The organism is Gemmatimonadota bacterium, from assembly GCA_016719105.1.
GTDB lineage: Bacteria > Gemmatimonadota > Gemmatimonadetes > Gemmatimonadales > Gemmatimonadaceae > SCN-70-22.
In genome coordinates, this window is record JADKAQ010000001.1 from 237366 (window position 1) to 253063 (window position 15698).

Below are 15698 nucleotides of genomic sequence, written 5' to 3' on the forward strand. Positions count from 1 at the left end.
CTCGCCTGTCGCGCCAGGCGCGGTCGTCAGGGGAGCGGAGCGTCGTGCGGGGCCGCGGGGCGCGGCCGGGTCCCCGTGGCGGGATCGTCGTCGTGCAGCATGCGGAGCGCCGGTGTCTCCAGGTCGTCGAACTGCCCGCGCCGAGCGGCCCACGAGAAGGCCAGCACCGCCGCGAGGACGATGACGAGGGCGAGGGGGAGGACGAGATACAGGATGCTCACGCGGTCACGGTGCGGGGGGATGTGGGGCGGTTGGACGCCGTGCGCTCGAACGTGTGGCCGTACCACGATCCCAGGACGACGGTCAGGGAGCTGAGCGGCATCATGACCGCGGCAATCACCGGATTGATCAGGCCAACGATCGCCAGCGACGCCCCCACGACGTTGTACAGCAGCGAGAAGGTAATGTTGCGCCGGATGACACGCATCGTATTGCCGGCGCCCTGCATCAACTCGACCAGCGGGGCGAGCCCCGGCTTGGTGAGGAAGATGTCGGCGGTCGCCAGCGATGCCTCGGCCCCGCCGTGCACGCCGATCCCGACGGTGGCGGCCGCGATGGCCGCGGCATCGTTCACCCCGTCGCCCACCATCACCACGCGATGGTCGACCTTGAGCGACTCGACCACGCGCAGCTTCTCCTCCGGCGTCGCTTCGCCCTGGCACTCGTCAGGCGCGAGGCCGAGCGATCGGCCCACGGCGCGCACCACCGGTGTCGCGTCGCCCGAGAGGATGCGCACCGACCACCCCGCTTGGCGCAGCGCAGAGATACTCGCCTTGGCGTCGGGGCGGACGGGGTCGCCGAGGTAGGCGTGCGCGACCACCGCGCCATCGACGGCTATCCAGACGGGAGTGAGCGAGTCGTCGACGGTCGACCGGCCGGACGGCATCGGCGTGGCGTGTCGTGAGACGAAGGCGGGCGACCCGACGAAGACGTCGTGCCCGCTCACGCGCCCCGTGATGCCCCCCCCGGTCACGTGCGACGACGACTCCACGAGCGGAACCTCGGCCAGGTCGGAGAAGGCGCGGCGAAAGCCATCGGCGAGCGGATGTGTCGACTCCTGCTCGAGGGCGAGGACGAGCGGCTTGACCCACTCGGGCCCTTCCCAGTGCACGAGCGAGACGCGCGCCTCGGTGATCGTCCCGGTCTTGTCGAGCAGGATGATCCCTGGGCGGGAGAGCGCCTCGATTGCGTCGCCCCCCTTGATGAAGAGTCCGCGGCGCGCGGCGCGTCCCGTGGCGACCGTGACGGCCAGCGGCGTGGCCATCGCCAGCGCGCAGGGACAGGTCACGACGAGGAGGGCGATGGCGTTGTCGAGCGCGGCCGACGGATCGGTCGGGGCGCCGACGGCCCACGTCACGACGGCGAGGACGAGGACGATCGCGACAAACCAACCCGCCATGCGGTTGGCGAGCACGACGACCGGCGCGCGGCGCCGTGTGCTCTCCTCGACCTGGCGCAGCAGCTTGGCCACCCGGCTCTCCTCGCCTGCGCGCTCGATGCGCACGCGCAACGGTCCGGCGACGTTGAGCGTCCCGGCGTAGACCGTGCTCCCGGCCTCCACCGAGACCGGGCGCGACTCGCCGGTGAGGAGCGACAGGTTCACCGACGAGCGTCCCTCGGCGACGGTGCCGTCAGCCGCAATGGTGTCGCCGGCGCGCACGTCGAGCAGCATCCCGGGGAGGAGGGCGGCGGCGGGGAGTTCGCGCACCGCGCCGCCCTCGTCGACCACGCGAGCGCCTTGCGGGGTGAGGGAGTACAGCAACTCCGACGCATCGGTCGCGGCGCGCTGGCCGCGCTGCTGCAGGTACCGCCCGACGAGGAGGAGGAAGATGAGGACGGTGACGCCGTCGAAGTAGACGGGCCCCGTGTCGGTGACGGTGTTGATCGTCCCGCGAATCACGCCGGCGCCCAACGCGATGGCGATGGGCAGGTCCAGGTGCAACGCGCGCGTGCGCAGCGCGGCCCACGCCCCGGCAAAGAAGACGCGTCCGGGGAAGAGCACCGCCGGAATCGTCAACCCCAGCGAGATGTAGCGGAAGAAGCGCTCGTACTGCGACTCGATCCCGTTGGCCAGCCACCCCGAGTACATCGCCAGCGCGGCCAGCATCACGTTGATGGCGATGGCTCCGGCGACGCCGATGCGCATGATGGCCGAGCGGTCTTCCTTGCGCCGCACCTCGTCGCGTCGCACCCCGAGGTAGGGATGCGGCGCGTAGCCCAGCGACTCCAGCGAACGGGCGACCTGCGACAGGCGCACCGCGGCGGCGTCCCATTCGATCGCTGCCAGCGAGCGCCCGACGTTCAACTCGGCGCGCACCACGCCCGGCAGGAGCAACGGGACGCGTTCCACGAGCCAGACGCACGACGCGCAGTGCACTCCCTCGAGGAAGAGCTCGACGCGCGACAGCCCGTCCGGCGTCGTCGTGACATACAACGACTGGAACGCCTCGTGGTCGAACTCCTCGTACGTGCGCCCCGTTGCGCGCACCGGCGACGTGCGGCGCTCGGCGAAACCGTAGTACTGGTCGAGCCCGTGCTCGCTCAGGATCGAGAAGGCGGTACGGCACCCCGCACAGCAGAATTGCGCCGTCGCCCCATCCTCGAGGAAGCCGTCGGGGACGGGGAGGCCACAGTGCGTGCACGCGGTCTCGCGACGCGCCTCGCTGCGGCCGAGCGCGAAGCCGGCGGCGTTCGCGCCCGGGGTCGTGCTCGAGTTGCTGCTAGTGGCCATGCGCTGCGGACGGGGAGCCGCTGGTCACGTGCAGCTGGCGGGCGCGCGCCGACAGCGCCTCGGGATCGAGGCGCATGCGTCCGGTGATCGACAGCACCCCCATCACGACGACTGCGGCCGCGGTGACCATCGGGAGCCGGCTGCGGAAGGCGCCCGTGAGGCGCTGCGCGCCGTAACCCACGCTCAACATCATGGGGAGCGTCCCCACCCAGAAGATCGCCATCGTCCCGAGGGCGGTGTCGATGCGACCCGTCCCCGCGGCCGTGAAGACGAAGGCGTAGAGCCAGCCGCAGGGAAGGAGCGTGGTGAGCAGTCCCGTGGCCGCGGCGCGCACCTCGGGCCGCTGGCCGCGCACGCGCGCGAGCAGCCCGCCTAACGGGTTGCGTCCGACCGGGAGCCCCTCGAGTCGCGGAAGGCGGATCCCCCGCGACGCGAGGATCGTCGACAGCCCCCAACCGATCATCAGCGTCCCCGAGACCACGGCGGCGCCGCGCGACAGCCCGACCAACCCGCCGACCCGGTCGAGCCCTTGCCCGAGGACACCGGCCAGCAGCCCGAGCACCAGGTACGAGACGAGGCGCCCGACGTTGTACGCGACGTGCGATCCCGTCCCGCCCGCGCGCCCGTCGGCCCCCGTTGCATAGAAGCAGACGAAACCACCGCACATCCCCGCGCAGTGCATGCTCCCGAGCAGGGAGGCGGTGAGGACGCCGAGGGCGAGCACCGCAGACATCGGACTACTTCGCGGACGGGGGGGCCGCGTCGACTCGCGACCGGACGGCAAACCGATCGGTCCCGCGCGTGACCAGGAAGCGCAATTCCCACTCGCCTGGGCGCACGGCATCGAGCGACGTGCGATAGCGCCCGTCGCCTGCATCGGCGAGCGTGGCGGTGAGTTGGCGCGACGCGCGGGCGTTGTGCATCGCCAGCACCTGCACCGAGGCACCGCTGATCGTCGTGCCTGACGAGTCGGTGACGACGGCTTCCAGCGTCCCCACGCGCCCGGGTTCACCAAGCGCCAGCGCCGGGGTCACGTGCCACCCCAGTCGCGCGCTCTCGGCACGCAGCGCCATCTCGTCGTCGAAGTGCACGGCCTTCTGGTAGTAGTCGGGCTCCACGGCGAATGCCTCGTCGTGGCTCGCGACCAGCGCGACCCAGATGTTGCTCCCGGCAGAGAGAATCAGCACGAGCGCGATCCCGATCGGCCACTGCAGTCCGCGCTTCATCGCTTCTCCTTCGAGTCGAGGGAGGTGGAGTCCCCGTCCTTCCTGTCGTCCTTGTCGTCGTCCCTGGTGTCGGCGCTGCCTGACGAGTCGTGCGAGCCGCCGACCTTTTCACCCTCGCCACGCGGGCCGAGGAGTCGGTACTGGAATTCCCCCGTGTAGTCGGCGCCATCGGTGACCTTGATCGTCACCATCCGATCGCCCGTGGCGAAGACCGCACGCGGGAGGAGGACGAAGAGCGACAAGGTCTCGGTCTTCCCCTGCGCCACCGGGAACGGGTTGACCGGGATCACCACCTGGCCTTCCTCGGCGCCAACGATCGACAGCTGATACGAACGGTCGCTCTCGCTTCGGTTGGCGATGCGCAGGCGTACCTGGTTGGAGACGCGACCGTCGCTCTCCTCGGTGAACGGGACGCCGAGCGAGCGGAGCAGGGTGATGTCCGCCTTGGGCTTCGTGTCGATCTGGTAGACCAGCGTCCCCATCACGAGGGCGAGGGCCACCGGATAGATGATCGTGCGCGGACGCAGCAGGTGGCTCGTCCCGCCCGCGAGGATGTCGCGCGACGTGTAGCGAATGAGCCCCGTGGGCTTGCCGATCGACGTCATGATGGCGTCGCAGGCGTCGGAGCACTGCGTGCAGTGGATGCATTCCATCTGCAGCCCGTCGCGGATGTCGATCCCGGTGGGGCAGGTGACCACGCAGGCGCCGCAGTCGATGCAGTCGCCGAGATTGGCTGCGCGGTTCTTGGTCCCCTTCATGCGCGGTTCGCCGCGCCCATAGTCGTAGGCGACCACGAGCGACGACTTGTCGAGCAGGACCGACTGCCAGCGCCCGTACGGACAGGCGATGGTGCAGGTCTGCTCGCGGAAGTACGCGAAGTCGAGGAAGACGAGCACCGTCGTCACCGCCATGATGGCGAACGACGACGGGTGTTCGACGGGTGATCGGGTCACCCACACCTTGAGTTGATCCACGCCCACGAAGTAGGCGAGGAAGGTATGGGCGAGCACGAGGGCGATGACGAAGTAGACCGCGTACTTGAGGAGGCGGCGGGGGTTGAAGTGCGACCCGCTCCTGTCGATCGCCATCGAACCCGAGCGCCCGCCTTCGATCAGGCGCTCGAGCGGTCTGAAGACAAACTCCATCCACACGGTCTGCGGGCACCCCCAGCCGCACCACACCCGCCCGAACAGGGCGGTGAAGGTGAAGACCAGGAGCACGAGCGTGCCCAGCAGGAGCATGAACAACAGCGTGTCCGTCGCCAGGAACGTGTAGCCGAAAAAGGTGAATTCCCGGCGGACGGCGTTCAGCCAGATGCTCGGCTTGCCATTGATGTCGATGTGCGGAATGGCGAGGTACACCACCATCAGCACGTAGGCGACGATCCGGCGGCGCGACCACCAGGCGCCGTCGGAGGGTTTGGGACGGATCCAGCGACGCGATCCGTCCTCGTTCATCGTCGGGAGCACCCGACCTTGCGCTCGTGGGGCGATGGAGGAGCTCACTGCGATCCTGCTTCCTACTGGGCTTTAGGTGTGGCGGTGTCCGTGGCGGCGGAGTCTGCGGGCGCCGCCTGGACGGCCGGCGCCCCTTCGGGCGCCTTCGGGTTGGGCGGGTTGGTCCCCTTGAGCGAGGCGACGTACACGGTCACCGCGTTCACCTGGTCCGGCTTCAGGAGTTTGCCCCAGTTCGGCATCCCCTTGGCCAACACCCCTTCCACGATGGTCTTGTGGATCTCCGACAGCGTGCCGCCGTGGATCCAGGCGTCGTCGGTCAGGTTGGGGCCGATCATGCCGCCGCCGTCGGGGCGGTGGCACGACGCACAGTTGGTCGTGTAGACCGTCTTGCCCGTGGCAATCGTCGACGGGTCCGTCGCGAGCGCCGCCAGCTGCTGCGGCGTCGCGCCACCGTCGGGTTCCGGATGCGCCGCCTTCCACGCCGCCACGTCGGCCTCGTAGTTGGCGATGCGTCCCTTGCCGATCCCCACGCCGGGGACGTTGAAGTAGTACAGCACCGAGAACACGATCGTCGCGTAGAACAGGTATACCCACCAGCGCGGGAGCGGATTGTCGTACTCCTGGATCCCGTCGTAGTTGTGCTCGATCAGGTTCTTGTCGTTTTGTGGGGCGGCCATGGTCACTCTCCGCGCTTACGCGGCGTTTGGGGAGTCTCGTCGTCGAGCGGCATGCGGGCAGCCTTCTGGTAGGTCTCATTGAAGCGCGGCGAGAAGATCCGCCACAGCACGAGACCGAAGGCCACGAGGAAGAGGATGAGCGAGATCTGGGCGTAGCCGTCCAGGTTGGCCCCGCTCATCAATTCGGTGAGACTCATGGATGCCCTCCTGCGGGCGCGACCGCCGGTGCGGTTCCCGTGGCGGGGGCCGGAGCCGACGTCCGGTTGGCCGCCACTCCCGGCGCCGTCTGGATGTCACGCCCTAACCGCTGCATGTAGGCGATGAGCGCGGTGACTTCCTTCGTCTCGAAGCCGTTGCCACCACCGGTCACCGCGAGATCGGCCGCGATCGTCTTGGCCTGCGCGCGCGCCATGTCGGGCGCCGTGTTCACCGCGTCCCCGTACGGCACGCCCAGCATCGCCATCGCGTCGACGCGCTGCTGGATCCCGTCGAAGTCGAGGTCGTTGGTGATCATGTGGGTGTACGCCGGCATGATCGACTTGGCGTTCACTTCGCGCGGGTTCTGGAAGTGGCGTAGGTGCCAGAGGTTGCTCTTCATCCCGCCCTCCCGCGCCAGATCGGGCCCGATGCGGCGCGAGCCCCAGAGGAAGGGATGCTCGTACACCGACTCACCCGGCTTGGAGTACTCGCCGTAGCGCTCTGTCTCGAAGCGCAGCGGGCGAATCTGCTGCGAGTGACAGTTGAAGCACCCTTCGCGGATGTAGAGGTCGCGCCCCGCCAGTTCCAGCGGCGTGTACGGCTTGACGGACGCGATGGTCGGGACGTTCGACTTGATGAGGAACGTCGGGATGATCTCGAAGAGCGAGGCCACTGCCACCGCCACCGTGGTGAGCACGGTGAAGAGAATCGGGGCGCGCTCCCACGACCGGTGGAAGGTCAGGTTCATGAAGCGGCCGAACGCCGTGGCCGGCACGTCAACGCCGGGGCGTAACGGCTCCGGGACGTACTGCTTGGCCAGCGCCGGGGCCTGGACGACCGGAACGGTGTAGGCCGCCGGGCGCTTGCCCCACGTCTTCACGATGTTGTAGGCAAAGATGATCACGCCCACCAGGTACAACGTGCCGCCAACCACGCGCACCCAGTACATGGGGATCAGGCGGGCCACGGTCTCGACGAAATCGGGATACTGCAGGCGCCCCGTCTCGTCGAACGCGCGCCACATCAGTCCCTGCGTGACGCCGGCCGAGTAGATGGAGACGATGTACAGCACGATGCCGATCGTGGCGATCCAGAAGTGCGTGTTCATCAGCTTCTTGCTGTACAACTCCGTCTGGAAGAGCCGCGGCGCGAGCCAGTAGATCATGCCGAACGTGAAGAAGCCGTTCCAGGTGAGCGCCCCGGAGTGCACGTGGGCGATGGTCCAGTCGGTGTAGTGCGAGAGCGAGTTCACCGCCTTGATCGACAGCATCGGCCCTTCGAAGGTCGACATGCCGTAGCCGGTGAGGGCGATGACCATGAACTTGAGAATCGGGTCGTCGGCCACCTTGTGCCACCCGCCGCGCAGCGTCAGGAGGCCGTTGATCATGCCCCCCCAGCTCGGCGCCCACAGCATGACCGAGAAGATCATGCCTAACGTCGACGCCCACTCGGGGAGCGACGTGTAGTGCAGGTGGTGCGGCCCGGCCCAGATGTACATGAAGACCAGCGTCCAGAAGTGCAGGATCGACAGCTTGTAGCTGAAGACCGGCCCCTCCGCCGCCTTGGGCATGAAGTAGTACATCATCCCCAGGAACGGCGTCGTGAGGAAGAAGGCCACCGCGTTGTGGCCGTACCACCACTGCATGAAGGCGTCCTGCACCCCGGCGTAGATGCTGTAGCTCTTCAGAAACCCGGCCGGCACGGACAGGTTGTTGAAAATGTGCAGCACGGCCACCGTGATGATCGAGGCCAGATAGAACCAGAGCGCCACGTAGAGGTGGCGCTCACGGCGCTTGATCAGCGTCCCCACATAGTTGATCGCGAAGATGACCCACACCACCGCGATCATGAGGTCGATCGGCCACTCCAGCTCGGCGTACTCCTTGGCCTGCGTGAAGCCCAGCGGGAGGGTGAGGGCGGCGGCAACGATGATCAGCTGCCAACCCCAGAAATGCGCGTTGCTCAACGCGTCGGAAAACATGCGCGCCTTGGTCAGGCGCTGCGTCGAGTAATAGACCCCCGTGAAGATCGCATTGCCCGCGAAGGCGAAGATCACCGCGTTGGTGTGCAGCGGGCGCAGACGACCAAAGGTGAGAAACGGGGCGAGGTTCCACTCGGGGTACGCCATCTGGATGGCGATCAACACCCCAACCAGCATGCCGACGAATCCCCACAGGATCGTCACGAACAGGAACTTGCGTACGATGACGTCATCGTAGCTGAACGACTCGAGCCTTGCGGCGCCTGCCGCTCCGGCTGGGGCGCTCCGGGATTCGCTCATGCAAACCTCGACGAGGGCGATGGTACGGGGATTTGTATAACCAAATCCGCATATGGTAACGTTCTGCGGACTCGTTGATGTGCGCAGAATCTCGGCAGAGTCGGGTAGTCGTGTCGTCGGGGGGGGACCGTCGCAGGGTCAGGGATACCCTGACGATTCGCGCCCGTGACATAAATCCAGCATTTTGTGCACGCGTCGCGCGCATCCCACGCTGTGACTAGGACTTCGGGGTCCTAGCAGGTCCTTGGGACTCGCGGCCACCTCTCGGCTAATTCCAGTATCTCGTTGCCGCGCGTGAACATCACTTCGTCCGACAATGTCCCTACGCGCTCCCTCCCCGGATGGGAGGGAGCCAACGCCTTTGAACGGGGCACGCTGACGGCAGCGCGCGCCGCAGCACCACGCTCGTTAGGGTGTCACCGACACCGGGAGCAGGACAAATCGTGCATAACGCGACGCATCCAGGAACTGCCGCGCCGCCGCCTGCAACTGCGCGGCGCTCAACCCGCGGATGAGCTGCTCGTACGCCAGGAGTCCGCGCGGGTCCTCGCCGTTCTCCAACCGCGCCGACAGGTTCGACAGCCAGTAGGAGTTCTCCTGCCGGTTCACCTCCAGCGTGCGCAGTTGCTGCTCGCGAACCTTCTGCACGTCTCCCTCCGCAATCGCCCCCGCCTTCACCGAGTCGATCACCGCCACGATCGTGCGAAAGAGCGAGTCGGAGCGCGTGGGCGACGACCCAAACTGGATCGTGACGGAATACTCGGGGCGGGGGAGCTTTGACGCCTGCCCGCCCACACTCACCGAGTATGTCCCGCCAAGCGCCTCTCGCAGGTTCTCCAGCAGGCGCATCTCCAGGTACTCGCTCAGCGCGCGCAAGGCATAGCGCGCCTCGGGGGAGAAGGTCGTCTCGCCGTGGTACAGCACCAGCGTCGACGCCTTGGGCTCGACTCCCTTGCGAACGGTGCGCTCGACCACCCCGTCCGGGGGGCGGATCCCGACGTCGCGCCCCGCTTCGCGACGCCCCGTGGCCGGCAGCGTTGCCAGCCACTGCTCCACGAGGGGACGCATCCGATCGAGGGTGAAGCTGCCGACGAAGACGAAGGTGAAGTCGGAGGCATCGGCGAAGCGGTCGCGATAGATGTCGAACGCCTTGGCGAACGAGACACGATCGAAGAGCGCCTGGCTCACGGGCTGCGCGCGCGGGTGATGCTGCGCCAGGGTGAGCATGACCGTATCCGAGAAGACGGCGTCGGGTGAGTTGGCCCGATTGGCGAAGAAGGGCGCGACCTGCGCCTTGAAGGCGAGGAAGGCGCTGGAGTCGCGGCGCGGCGCGGTGAAGCGCAGGTGGGCAAGCTGGAAGATCGTCTCCAGGTCTTTTGTCGATCCACCGCCCGAGAGCCCTTCACTCATGCCATCGATGAAGACGTTCGCGCGTGCCTGCTTCCCCGTGAGCTTCTTCCCCAGGTCGATGGCCGAGACGTCGCCCAGTCCCCCGCGTTCGGCGATCGTCGTGGCCAGCATCGCCGACGGATAGTCGTCGTCGCTGACGAGACTCGAGCCGCCCGGACTATAGGCGCGCATCAGGACCTCGTCGGCCTTGAAGGTCGTGGGCTTGAGCACGACGCGCGCCCCGTTGGAGAGCGTCCAGATCGTGGCCCCGAGGTCGGTCACGGTGCTCTCCGCCACGATGCGCCCAGGGCGCGGGATGGTCCCGACGAGCGGGGCGTCCGAGACGGTCTCGGTGTACGCGCTGACGGTCGTCGCGTCGGCTTTGCGAAAGGCCGCGAGGATGGCGCCCTCGGTGGGAACGGTGGCGCTGTCCTTCGCGGGGGCGGCGACGGTCACGACACGATTGCGCTTGCCGATCCACGTGCGGGCGAGGGCGTTGACCTCGTCGAGCGTGACGGTGGGGAGGAGGCGCTGCACCTCGCGGTACTCCCACGCGATGCCCGGCGCCGGCGTTCCAGTGAGGAACTGCTCGACGTACTCCTCCACATAGTTGGCCGACTCGGACTTGTCGCGCTCGGCGTAGGCACTCTCGTAGGCGCGGAGGATCGCCGTGCGAGCGCGTTGCAGCTCGGAGGCGAGGAAGCCGTGCTGGTCGACGCGCCGCGCTTCGATGAGCACCGCTTCGAGCGCCGGGATGATCCCGCCGTCCTTGGCCGCGGCCGAGAGCTGGTAGACATCCGTCGAGCGCACGAAGCTCCCGTAGTCCGAGCCGGCAAACGAGAAGGGGGCGTCGGCGCGCCGAGAGATCTCGGTCAGGCGCTGGTTGAGCATGTCATTGTACAGCTGACCCACCAGGGCACGCCGATAGTCGGCGACGGTCCGTTGCCGCGCTGGCGGATGCTTGAACAGCACGGTGACACTGCTGAACTGCTGCTCGGGATCGGTGGCGATGCTCACCAGGGTGGAGTCGTTGTCGGGGACGCCGATCATCGCACGCGGGCGCGCGCGCGGGGGGCGCACCAAGGACGAGAAGCGCCGGCGCAGCAGCGATTCGAGGCGATTGGGGTCGACGTCACCCACCGCGACCACCGCCATGTTGTCCGGACGGTACCACTCGCGATAGAAGCGCTTGAGCGGCCCGGGGTTCGCGCCCTGAATGATCTCCGGCAGTCCGATCGGGAGTCGCTCGGCATAGCGGGAGCCGCGGAAGATCACCGGGAACTGCTTGTCGCGAATGCGCGTGTCGGCGCCGAGGCCGCCACGCCACTCCTCGAGCACGACGCCGCGCTCGTTGACGACGTCGGTGGAGTCGAAGAGGGCGCCGTGGGCCCAGTCCTCGAGGATGCCGAACGACTTCTCGAGCAGCCCCGGCTTGTCGGTGGGGACGGGAAGGATGTAGACGGTCTCGTCGAATCCGGTGTAGGCATTGAGGTCGGCGCCGAACTTGACGCCGATCGATTCGAGATACGAGACGATGTCGTTCTTCTTGAAGCGCCGCGTCCCGTTGAAGAGCATGTGCTCGGTGAAGTGCGCCAGCCCGCGTTGGTCGTCGTCCTCGAGCACCGAGCCGGCGTTGATGACGAGGCGCAGCTCGACCCGTTGCTCGGGCTTGGCGTTGCGTCGAATGAAGTACCGCAGCCCGTTCGGCAGCCGCCCCACGCGCACGGCGGGGTCGGTCGGGATGCGTTGGGCGTTCAGTGTGCCGGCGGTCGCGGGGCGCGTGCGCGTTGCGGCGGCTTCCTGCGCACCGAGCGGGGCCGCCAGGGACGCGGCGAGCGGGACGGCGGCGAGGAATCGGGCGAGGCGCGGGAACGATGCGGCGCGAACTCGAGGCTTCGATGACATGCTCACTCCACAGGGAAGGGCCGAGCGACGAGAGGCGACGTCTGCGTGTGGCGGCCGAAGACGGCACCGACCCGCCGGAACGACGCCGGTTCGTCTGCATTGCTCCCATAAACCTAGGGAGGGCGGGGCGCGCGGGCAGGGCGTGTGTGATGTGACGAACGGGGTGCGCGTGGGGGGGGGACGAGGGAGGGCGCGGCGTTCGGGGCGCGTCGTGGTGGTCCCAGCCCAACGTGCCGTCCGTCGGTCGCGCGCCCTGGCCGCGACGGCGTGCCGCCTTCGCACGCGTCCCCCACCGCTGGGCCCCCGTCATCGGCTGGGCGAGGCGTCGTGTTCGGCGGTCGCCCCGAGCGCGCGGACGGTGGGATGCAGCGCGCGGGCGATTGCAGCTGTCGACCCTGCGTTGGCGCATCCTAATCGGCGCGTCGCCTAAAGCTTTTGGTCGCCGGTCCGAAAATTATCTGTGGGACCCTTCGTGTTCTCCCTACCGGGTCCCGTCGACTCCCCTACGCCACGCGCCAATGGATGATCTGCTGCGCGATTTCCTCACCGAGAGCGCCGAGAACCTGCAGAAGCTCGATCAGGACCTGATCGAACTCGAGCAGCGCCCGCACGACCTCGCGTTGGTGCACAGCATCTTCCGCACGATCCACACGATCAAGGGGACGTGCGGCTTCATTGGACTGCCACGACTCGAGGTCCTCGCGCACGTCACCGAGAGCGTGCTCGGCGCGGTTCGGGAGGGGCGCCTGATGGTCGTGCCGTCGATGATCAGCGACATCCTGCAGTCGGTCGACACGATCAAGGCGATTCAGGGTGAGCTCGAACGCAGCGAGACCGAACCCGCCGGCGACGACACGGCGCTCCTCGGTTCGTTGCAGGCGTGGATGGACTGTGCCACGACGCCGGTCTCGAACCTGCCGATGGCGCCGACCCCGGACGCCGTTCGCGCGATCATGGCATCGAACACGCCGGGGGCGCCGGTCGCCTCGCCCCCCGCCACGGCCACGTCGCCGGCCGCGTTCACCCCCGATGACGACGAGGCCGAACTCGTCGGCGGTACGCGCGGTACGTTCGAGGACTTCGGAACCGGCGAGGTCCTGGCAATCCACGTGGACGCGACGAAGACCGTGCGTTCCACCGGCGGTGCGAGCGCTGTTCCCGGTACGTCGATCCCCGCCGCCGCGACGGTTGGCGCGCCGGACGTGACGCCCACCCCGCCCCCGGTGCAGGCGGCAACCGCCGGGTCGACCGCGGCCCCGCCGCCTAACGCCACGGAAGGTTCTCGCGCGGACGGCGCCTCGAGCGAGGCGCGCGGGTCGATCGCCGACAGCTCGCTGCGGGTCAACGTGACGCTGCTCGACAAGCTGATGAACCTCGTGGGCGAGCTGGTGCTCGCGCGCAACCAGCTCATCCAGCTCTCGGCGGCCGACGACGATTCCGTCTATGCCGCGCCGGTGCAGCACCTCAACCGCGTCACGACCGACCTGCAAGAGGCGGTGATGCGGACCCGCATGCAGGCGATCGGTGGGGCCTGGAGCAAGCTTCCGCGCCTCGTGCGCGACCTGGCCAAGGCCAGCGGCAAGCAGCTCGCCCTCGAGATGCACGGTGCCGAGACCGAACTCGATCGCCAGATCCTGCAGGCGATCCAGGATCCGCTCACCCACATGGTGCGCAACTCGGCCGACCATGGGGTCGAACTCCCCGACGTGCGCCGCAGCGCGGGCAAGCCGGAGCAGGGGACGATCCGCCTCAACGCGTACCATGAAGGGGGACACGTCATCCTCGAGATCGCCGACGACGGCGCCGGGATCAGCGTGGAGAAGGTGCGGCGCAAGGCGGTGGAGCGCGGGCTCGTCCCCGCCGATGTCGCCGCGACGCTGAGCGAGGCGCAGGTCTTCCGCTTCATCTTCGAGCCCGGCTTCTCGACCGCCGAGAAGATCACGAACGTGTCGGGGCGCGGCGTGGGCATGGACGTCGTGCGCAGCAACATCGAGAAGATCGGCGGCACGGTCGAACTGTCGTCGCGCGAAGGGCGCGGGACGACCGTGCGCGTGAAGATCCCGCTGACCTTGGCGATCATCTCCGCGCTCCTCGTCGGTTCCGCGTCCGAGGTCTTCGCGATCCCGCAGATCGGCGTGGTCGAGCTGGTGCGCGTCAACGACGAGGTGCGCCATCGCATCGAGGAGGTGCAGGGGGCGCGCTTCTTCCGCCTGCGCGACACGCTCCTCCCGCTCGTGTCGCTCGCCGAGCGCCTGGTCCTGTCGACCACGTTACTGCCTGACGAGTACAACATCATCGTCTGCCAGGTCGGGGAGCTGCGCGTCGGCTTGGTCGTCGACGAAGTCTTCGACACGCAGGAGATCGTGGTCAAGCCGGTCGGGCGACTCGTGAAGCACCTCCCGGTGTATGCGGGGTGCACGATCCTGGGCGATGGCCGGGTGATCATGATCCTCGACACCACCGGGATTGCCAACGAGGCGTTGGCGGTCACGCACGCGGAGCAGGCCGCCGGCGCGGCGACCGAGTTGGACGCCTCGGAGGACGGTGCAACGGAGAGCGTCCTGGTCTACGACGCGGGCAGTACGGCGTTGCAGGCGGTGCCGCTCTCCCTCGTCGCACGCCTGGAGGAGATCCCGGCCGACCAGATCGAGGAGGCCGACGGGCGGGCGCTGGTGCAGTATCGCGGGGCACTGCTGCCGCTGCTGCCGGCGAGCGCCGCGATGGACCTGCGCGCCCGCAACCCGCGTCCGGTGATCGTCTTCACCGACAACGGGCGGTCGATGGGTGTGGCCGTGGACGAGATTCGCGACATCGTGGATGCGCGCCTCACGCTCGACCAGGCGACGCATCGTCCCGGCGTCCTCGGCGTCTGCGTGATTGGCGGGCGGGCCACCGAGATCATCGACACCAACCACTTCCTGCGCCAGGCGTTCGGTGATTGGTTCGCGCCGGCGGCACAGCTGCAACGTGGCGACACGCACGTCCTGCTGGTGGACGACTCGCGCTTCTTCCTCAGCCTCATCGCCCCGGTGCTGCGAGGTGCCGGCTACAAGGTGAGCACCGCGTCCGACGGGCGGGATGCGCTCACGTACCTGGAGCGTGGCGACCGGTACGACATCATCATCAGTGACATCGACATGCCTGCCGTCGACGGCTTCGCCCTCGCGCGCGAGATTCGCGCGAATCCGGCCTGGAGCGACGTTCCGCTGCTCGCCCTCACGGGGCGCAGCACCCCCGCCGACCGTGAGCGCGCCCGCGCCTGCGGCTTCGACGAGTTCCTCGTGAAGTTCGACCGGGAGGCGGTGCTGTCGGCACTGCAGCGCCTCGCCGCCGCCGCGGGGGTCCCCGCATGAGCGCGGCCATCGGCGGAACGACGTCCGGGCACGGCTCGGTCGAGTACGTGACCTTTCGCCTGGCCGACCAGTGGTTAGGCATCCCGGTGCTGCTCGTGCAGGAGGTGCTGCTGGCCCAGCGCATTGCGCTGGTGCCGCGCACCCCCGCCGAAGTGGCCGGCTTCCTCAACTTGCGCGGCCAGATCGTCACGGCGGTCGAGCTGCGCACCCGTCTTGGCCTCCCCCGCGCGTGCTGCCGGGGAGGCGCCGATGAACGTCGTCGTGCGGCACGAGGGGGAGCTGTTCTCCCTGCTCGTGGACGAAGTCGGCGACGTGCTCTCCGTCGACGGTGCGGCCGTCGAACCGCCTCCTCCCACTCTCGATCCGACCTGGCGCCAGGCCTGCGCCGGCATCGTTCGCCGCGAGCGCGGCCTTCTCGTCGTCGTCCACGTCCACGCCTTGCTGCGACTCGACCTCGCGGCAGCCTAACGCCTCCTACAGG

10 protein-coding genes and 1 pseudogene are annotated in these 15698 nt (G+C 68.3%); 2 read left to right on the plus strand and 9 right to left on the minus strand.

The genetic code is table 11. The annotated features are described in order from the left end of the window. Positions 1 to 26: 26 nt before the first annotated feature. The 9 genes from ccoS to IPN47_01070 all read right to left on the minus strand — a co-directional run bounded on the left by ccoS (position 27) and on the right by IPN47_01070 (position 11864). A complete protein-coding gene (ccoS, locus tag IPN47_01030) occupies positions 27 to 221 on the minus strand; it encodes a cbb3-type cytochrome oxidase assembly protein CcoS (protein ID MBK9406632.1) in 195 nt (64 codons plus the stop codon). Beyond that, positions 218 to 2731 (minus strand): cadmium-translocating P-type ATPase, encoded by a 2514-nt coding sequence (gene cadA, locus IPN47_01035; GenBank protein ID MBK9406633.1) that lies wholly within the window; start codon positions 2729 to 2731, stop codon positions 218 to 220. Before cadA ends, ccoS begins: the two co-directional genes overlap by 4 nt. Beyond that, a complete protein-coding gene (locus IPN47_01040; GenBank protein ID MBK9406634.1) occupies positions 2721 to 3464 on the minus strand; it encodes a sulfite exporter TauE/SafE family protein in 744 nt (247 codons plus the stop codon). The genes cadA and IPN47_01040 overlap by 11 nt, the downstream gene beginning before the upstream one ends. Before the next feature lie 4 nt (positions 3465 to 3468). Then, positions 3469 to 3957 (minus strand): FixH family protein, encoded by a 489-nt coding sequence (locus IPN47_01045; protein MBK9406635.1) that lies wholly within the window; start codon positions 3955 to 3957, stop codon positions 3469 to 3471. Further along, positions 3954 to 5462 (minus strand): cytochrome c oxidase accessory protein CcoG, encoded by a 1509-nt coding sequence (gene ccoG / locus IPN47_01050; GenBank protein ID MBK9406636.1) that lies wholly within the window; start codon positions 5460 to 5462, stop codon positions 3954 to 3956. The genes IPN47_01045 and ccoG overlap by 4 nt, the downstream gene beginning before the upstream one ends. 14 nt (positions 5463 to 5476) lie before the next feature. Then, positions 5477 to 6091, minus strand: coding sequence for a c-type cytochrome (locus tag IPN47_01055; protein ID MBK9406637.1), 615 nt, complete (start codon positions 6089 to 6091; stop codon positions 5477 to 5479). Positions 6092 to 6093: 2 nt separating this feature from the next. Further along, a complete protein-coding gene (locus IPN47_01060) occupies positions 6094 to 6288 on the minus strand; it encodes a cbb3-type cytochrome c oxidase subunit 3 (GenBank protein ID MBK9406638.1) in 195 nt (64 codons plus the stop codon). After that, positions 6285 to 8570 carry a cytochrome-c oxidase, cbb3-type subunit I gene (gene ccoN / locus IPN47_01065; GenBank protein ID MBK9406639.1) on the minus strand — a complete coding sequence of 762 codons (2286 nt, stop codon included), beginning with the start codon at positions 8568 to 8570 and terminating at the stop codon, positions 6285 to 6287. The genes IPN47_01060 and ccoN overlap by 4 nt, the downstream gene beginning before the upstream one ends. A 408-nt stretch (positions 8571 to 8978) precedes the next feature. Beyond that, positions 8979 to 11864: an insulinase family protein gene (locus IPN47_01070; protein ID MBK9406640.1), complete on the minus strand. Its 2886-nt coding sequence runs from the start codon at positions 11862 to 11864 to the stop codon at positions 8979 to 8981. Between the two features lie 518 nt (positions 11865 to 12382). On the opposite strand from IPN47_01070, the gene IPN47_01075 reads away from it, so the two are divergent. Both IPN47_01075 and IPN47_01080 read left to right on the plus strand, forming a co-directional pair. Further along, positions 12383 to 15217: a chemotaxis protein CheW gene (locus IPN47_01075; GenBank protein ID MBK9406641.1), complete on the plus strand. Its 2835-nt coding sequence runs from the start codon at positions 12383 to 12385 to the stop codon at positions 15215 to 15217. Then, positions 15214 to 15685, plus strand: a pseudogene (locus tag IPN47_01080) (chemotaxis protein CheW). Before IPN47_01075 ends, IPN47_01080 begins: the two are co-directional and overlap by 4 nt. Positions 15686 to 15698 lie beyond the last annotated feature (13 nt).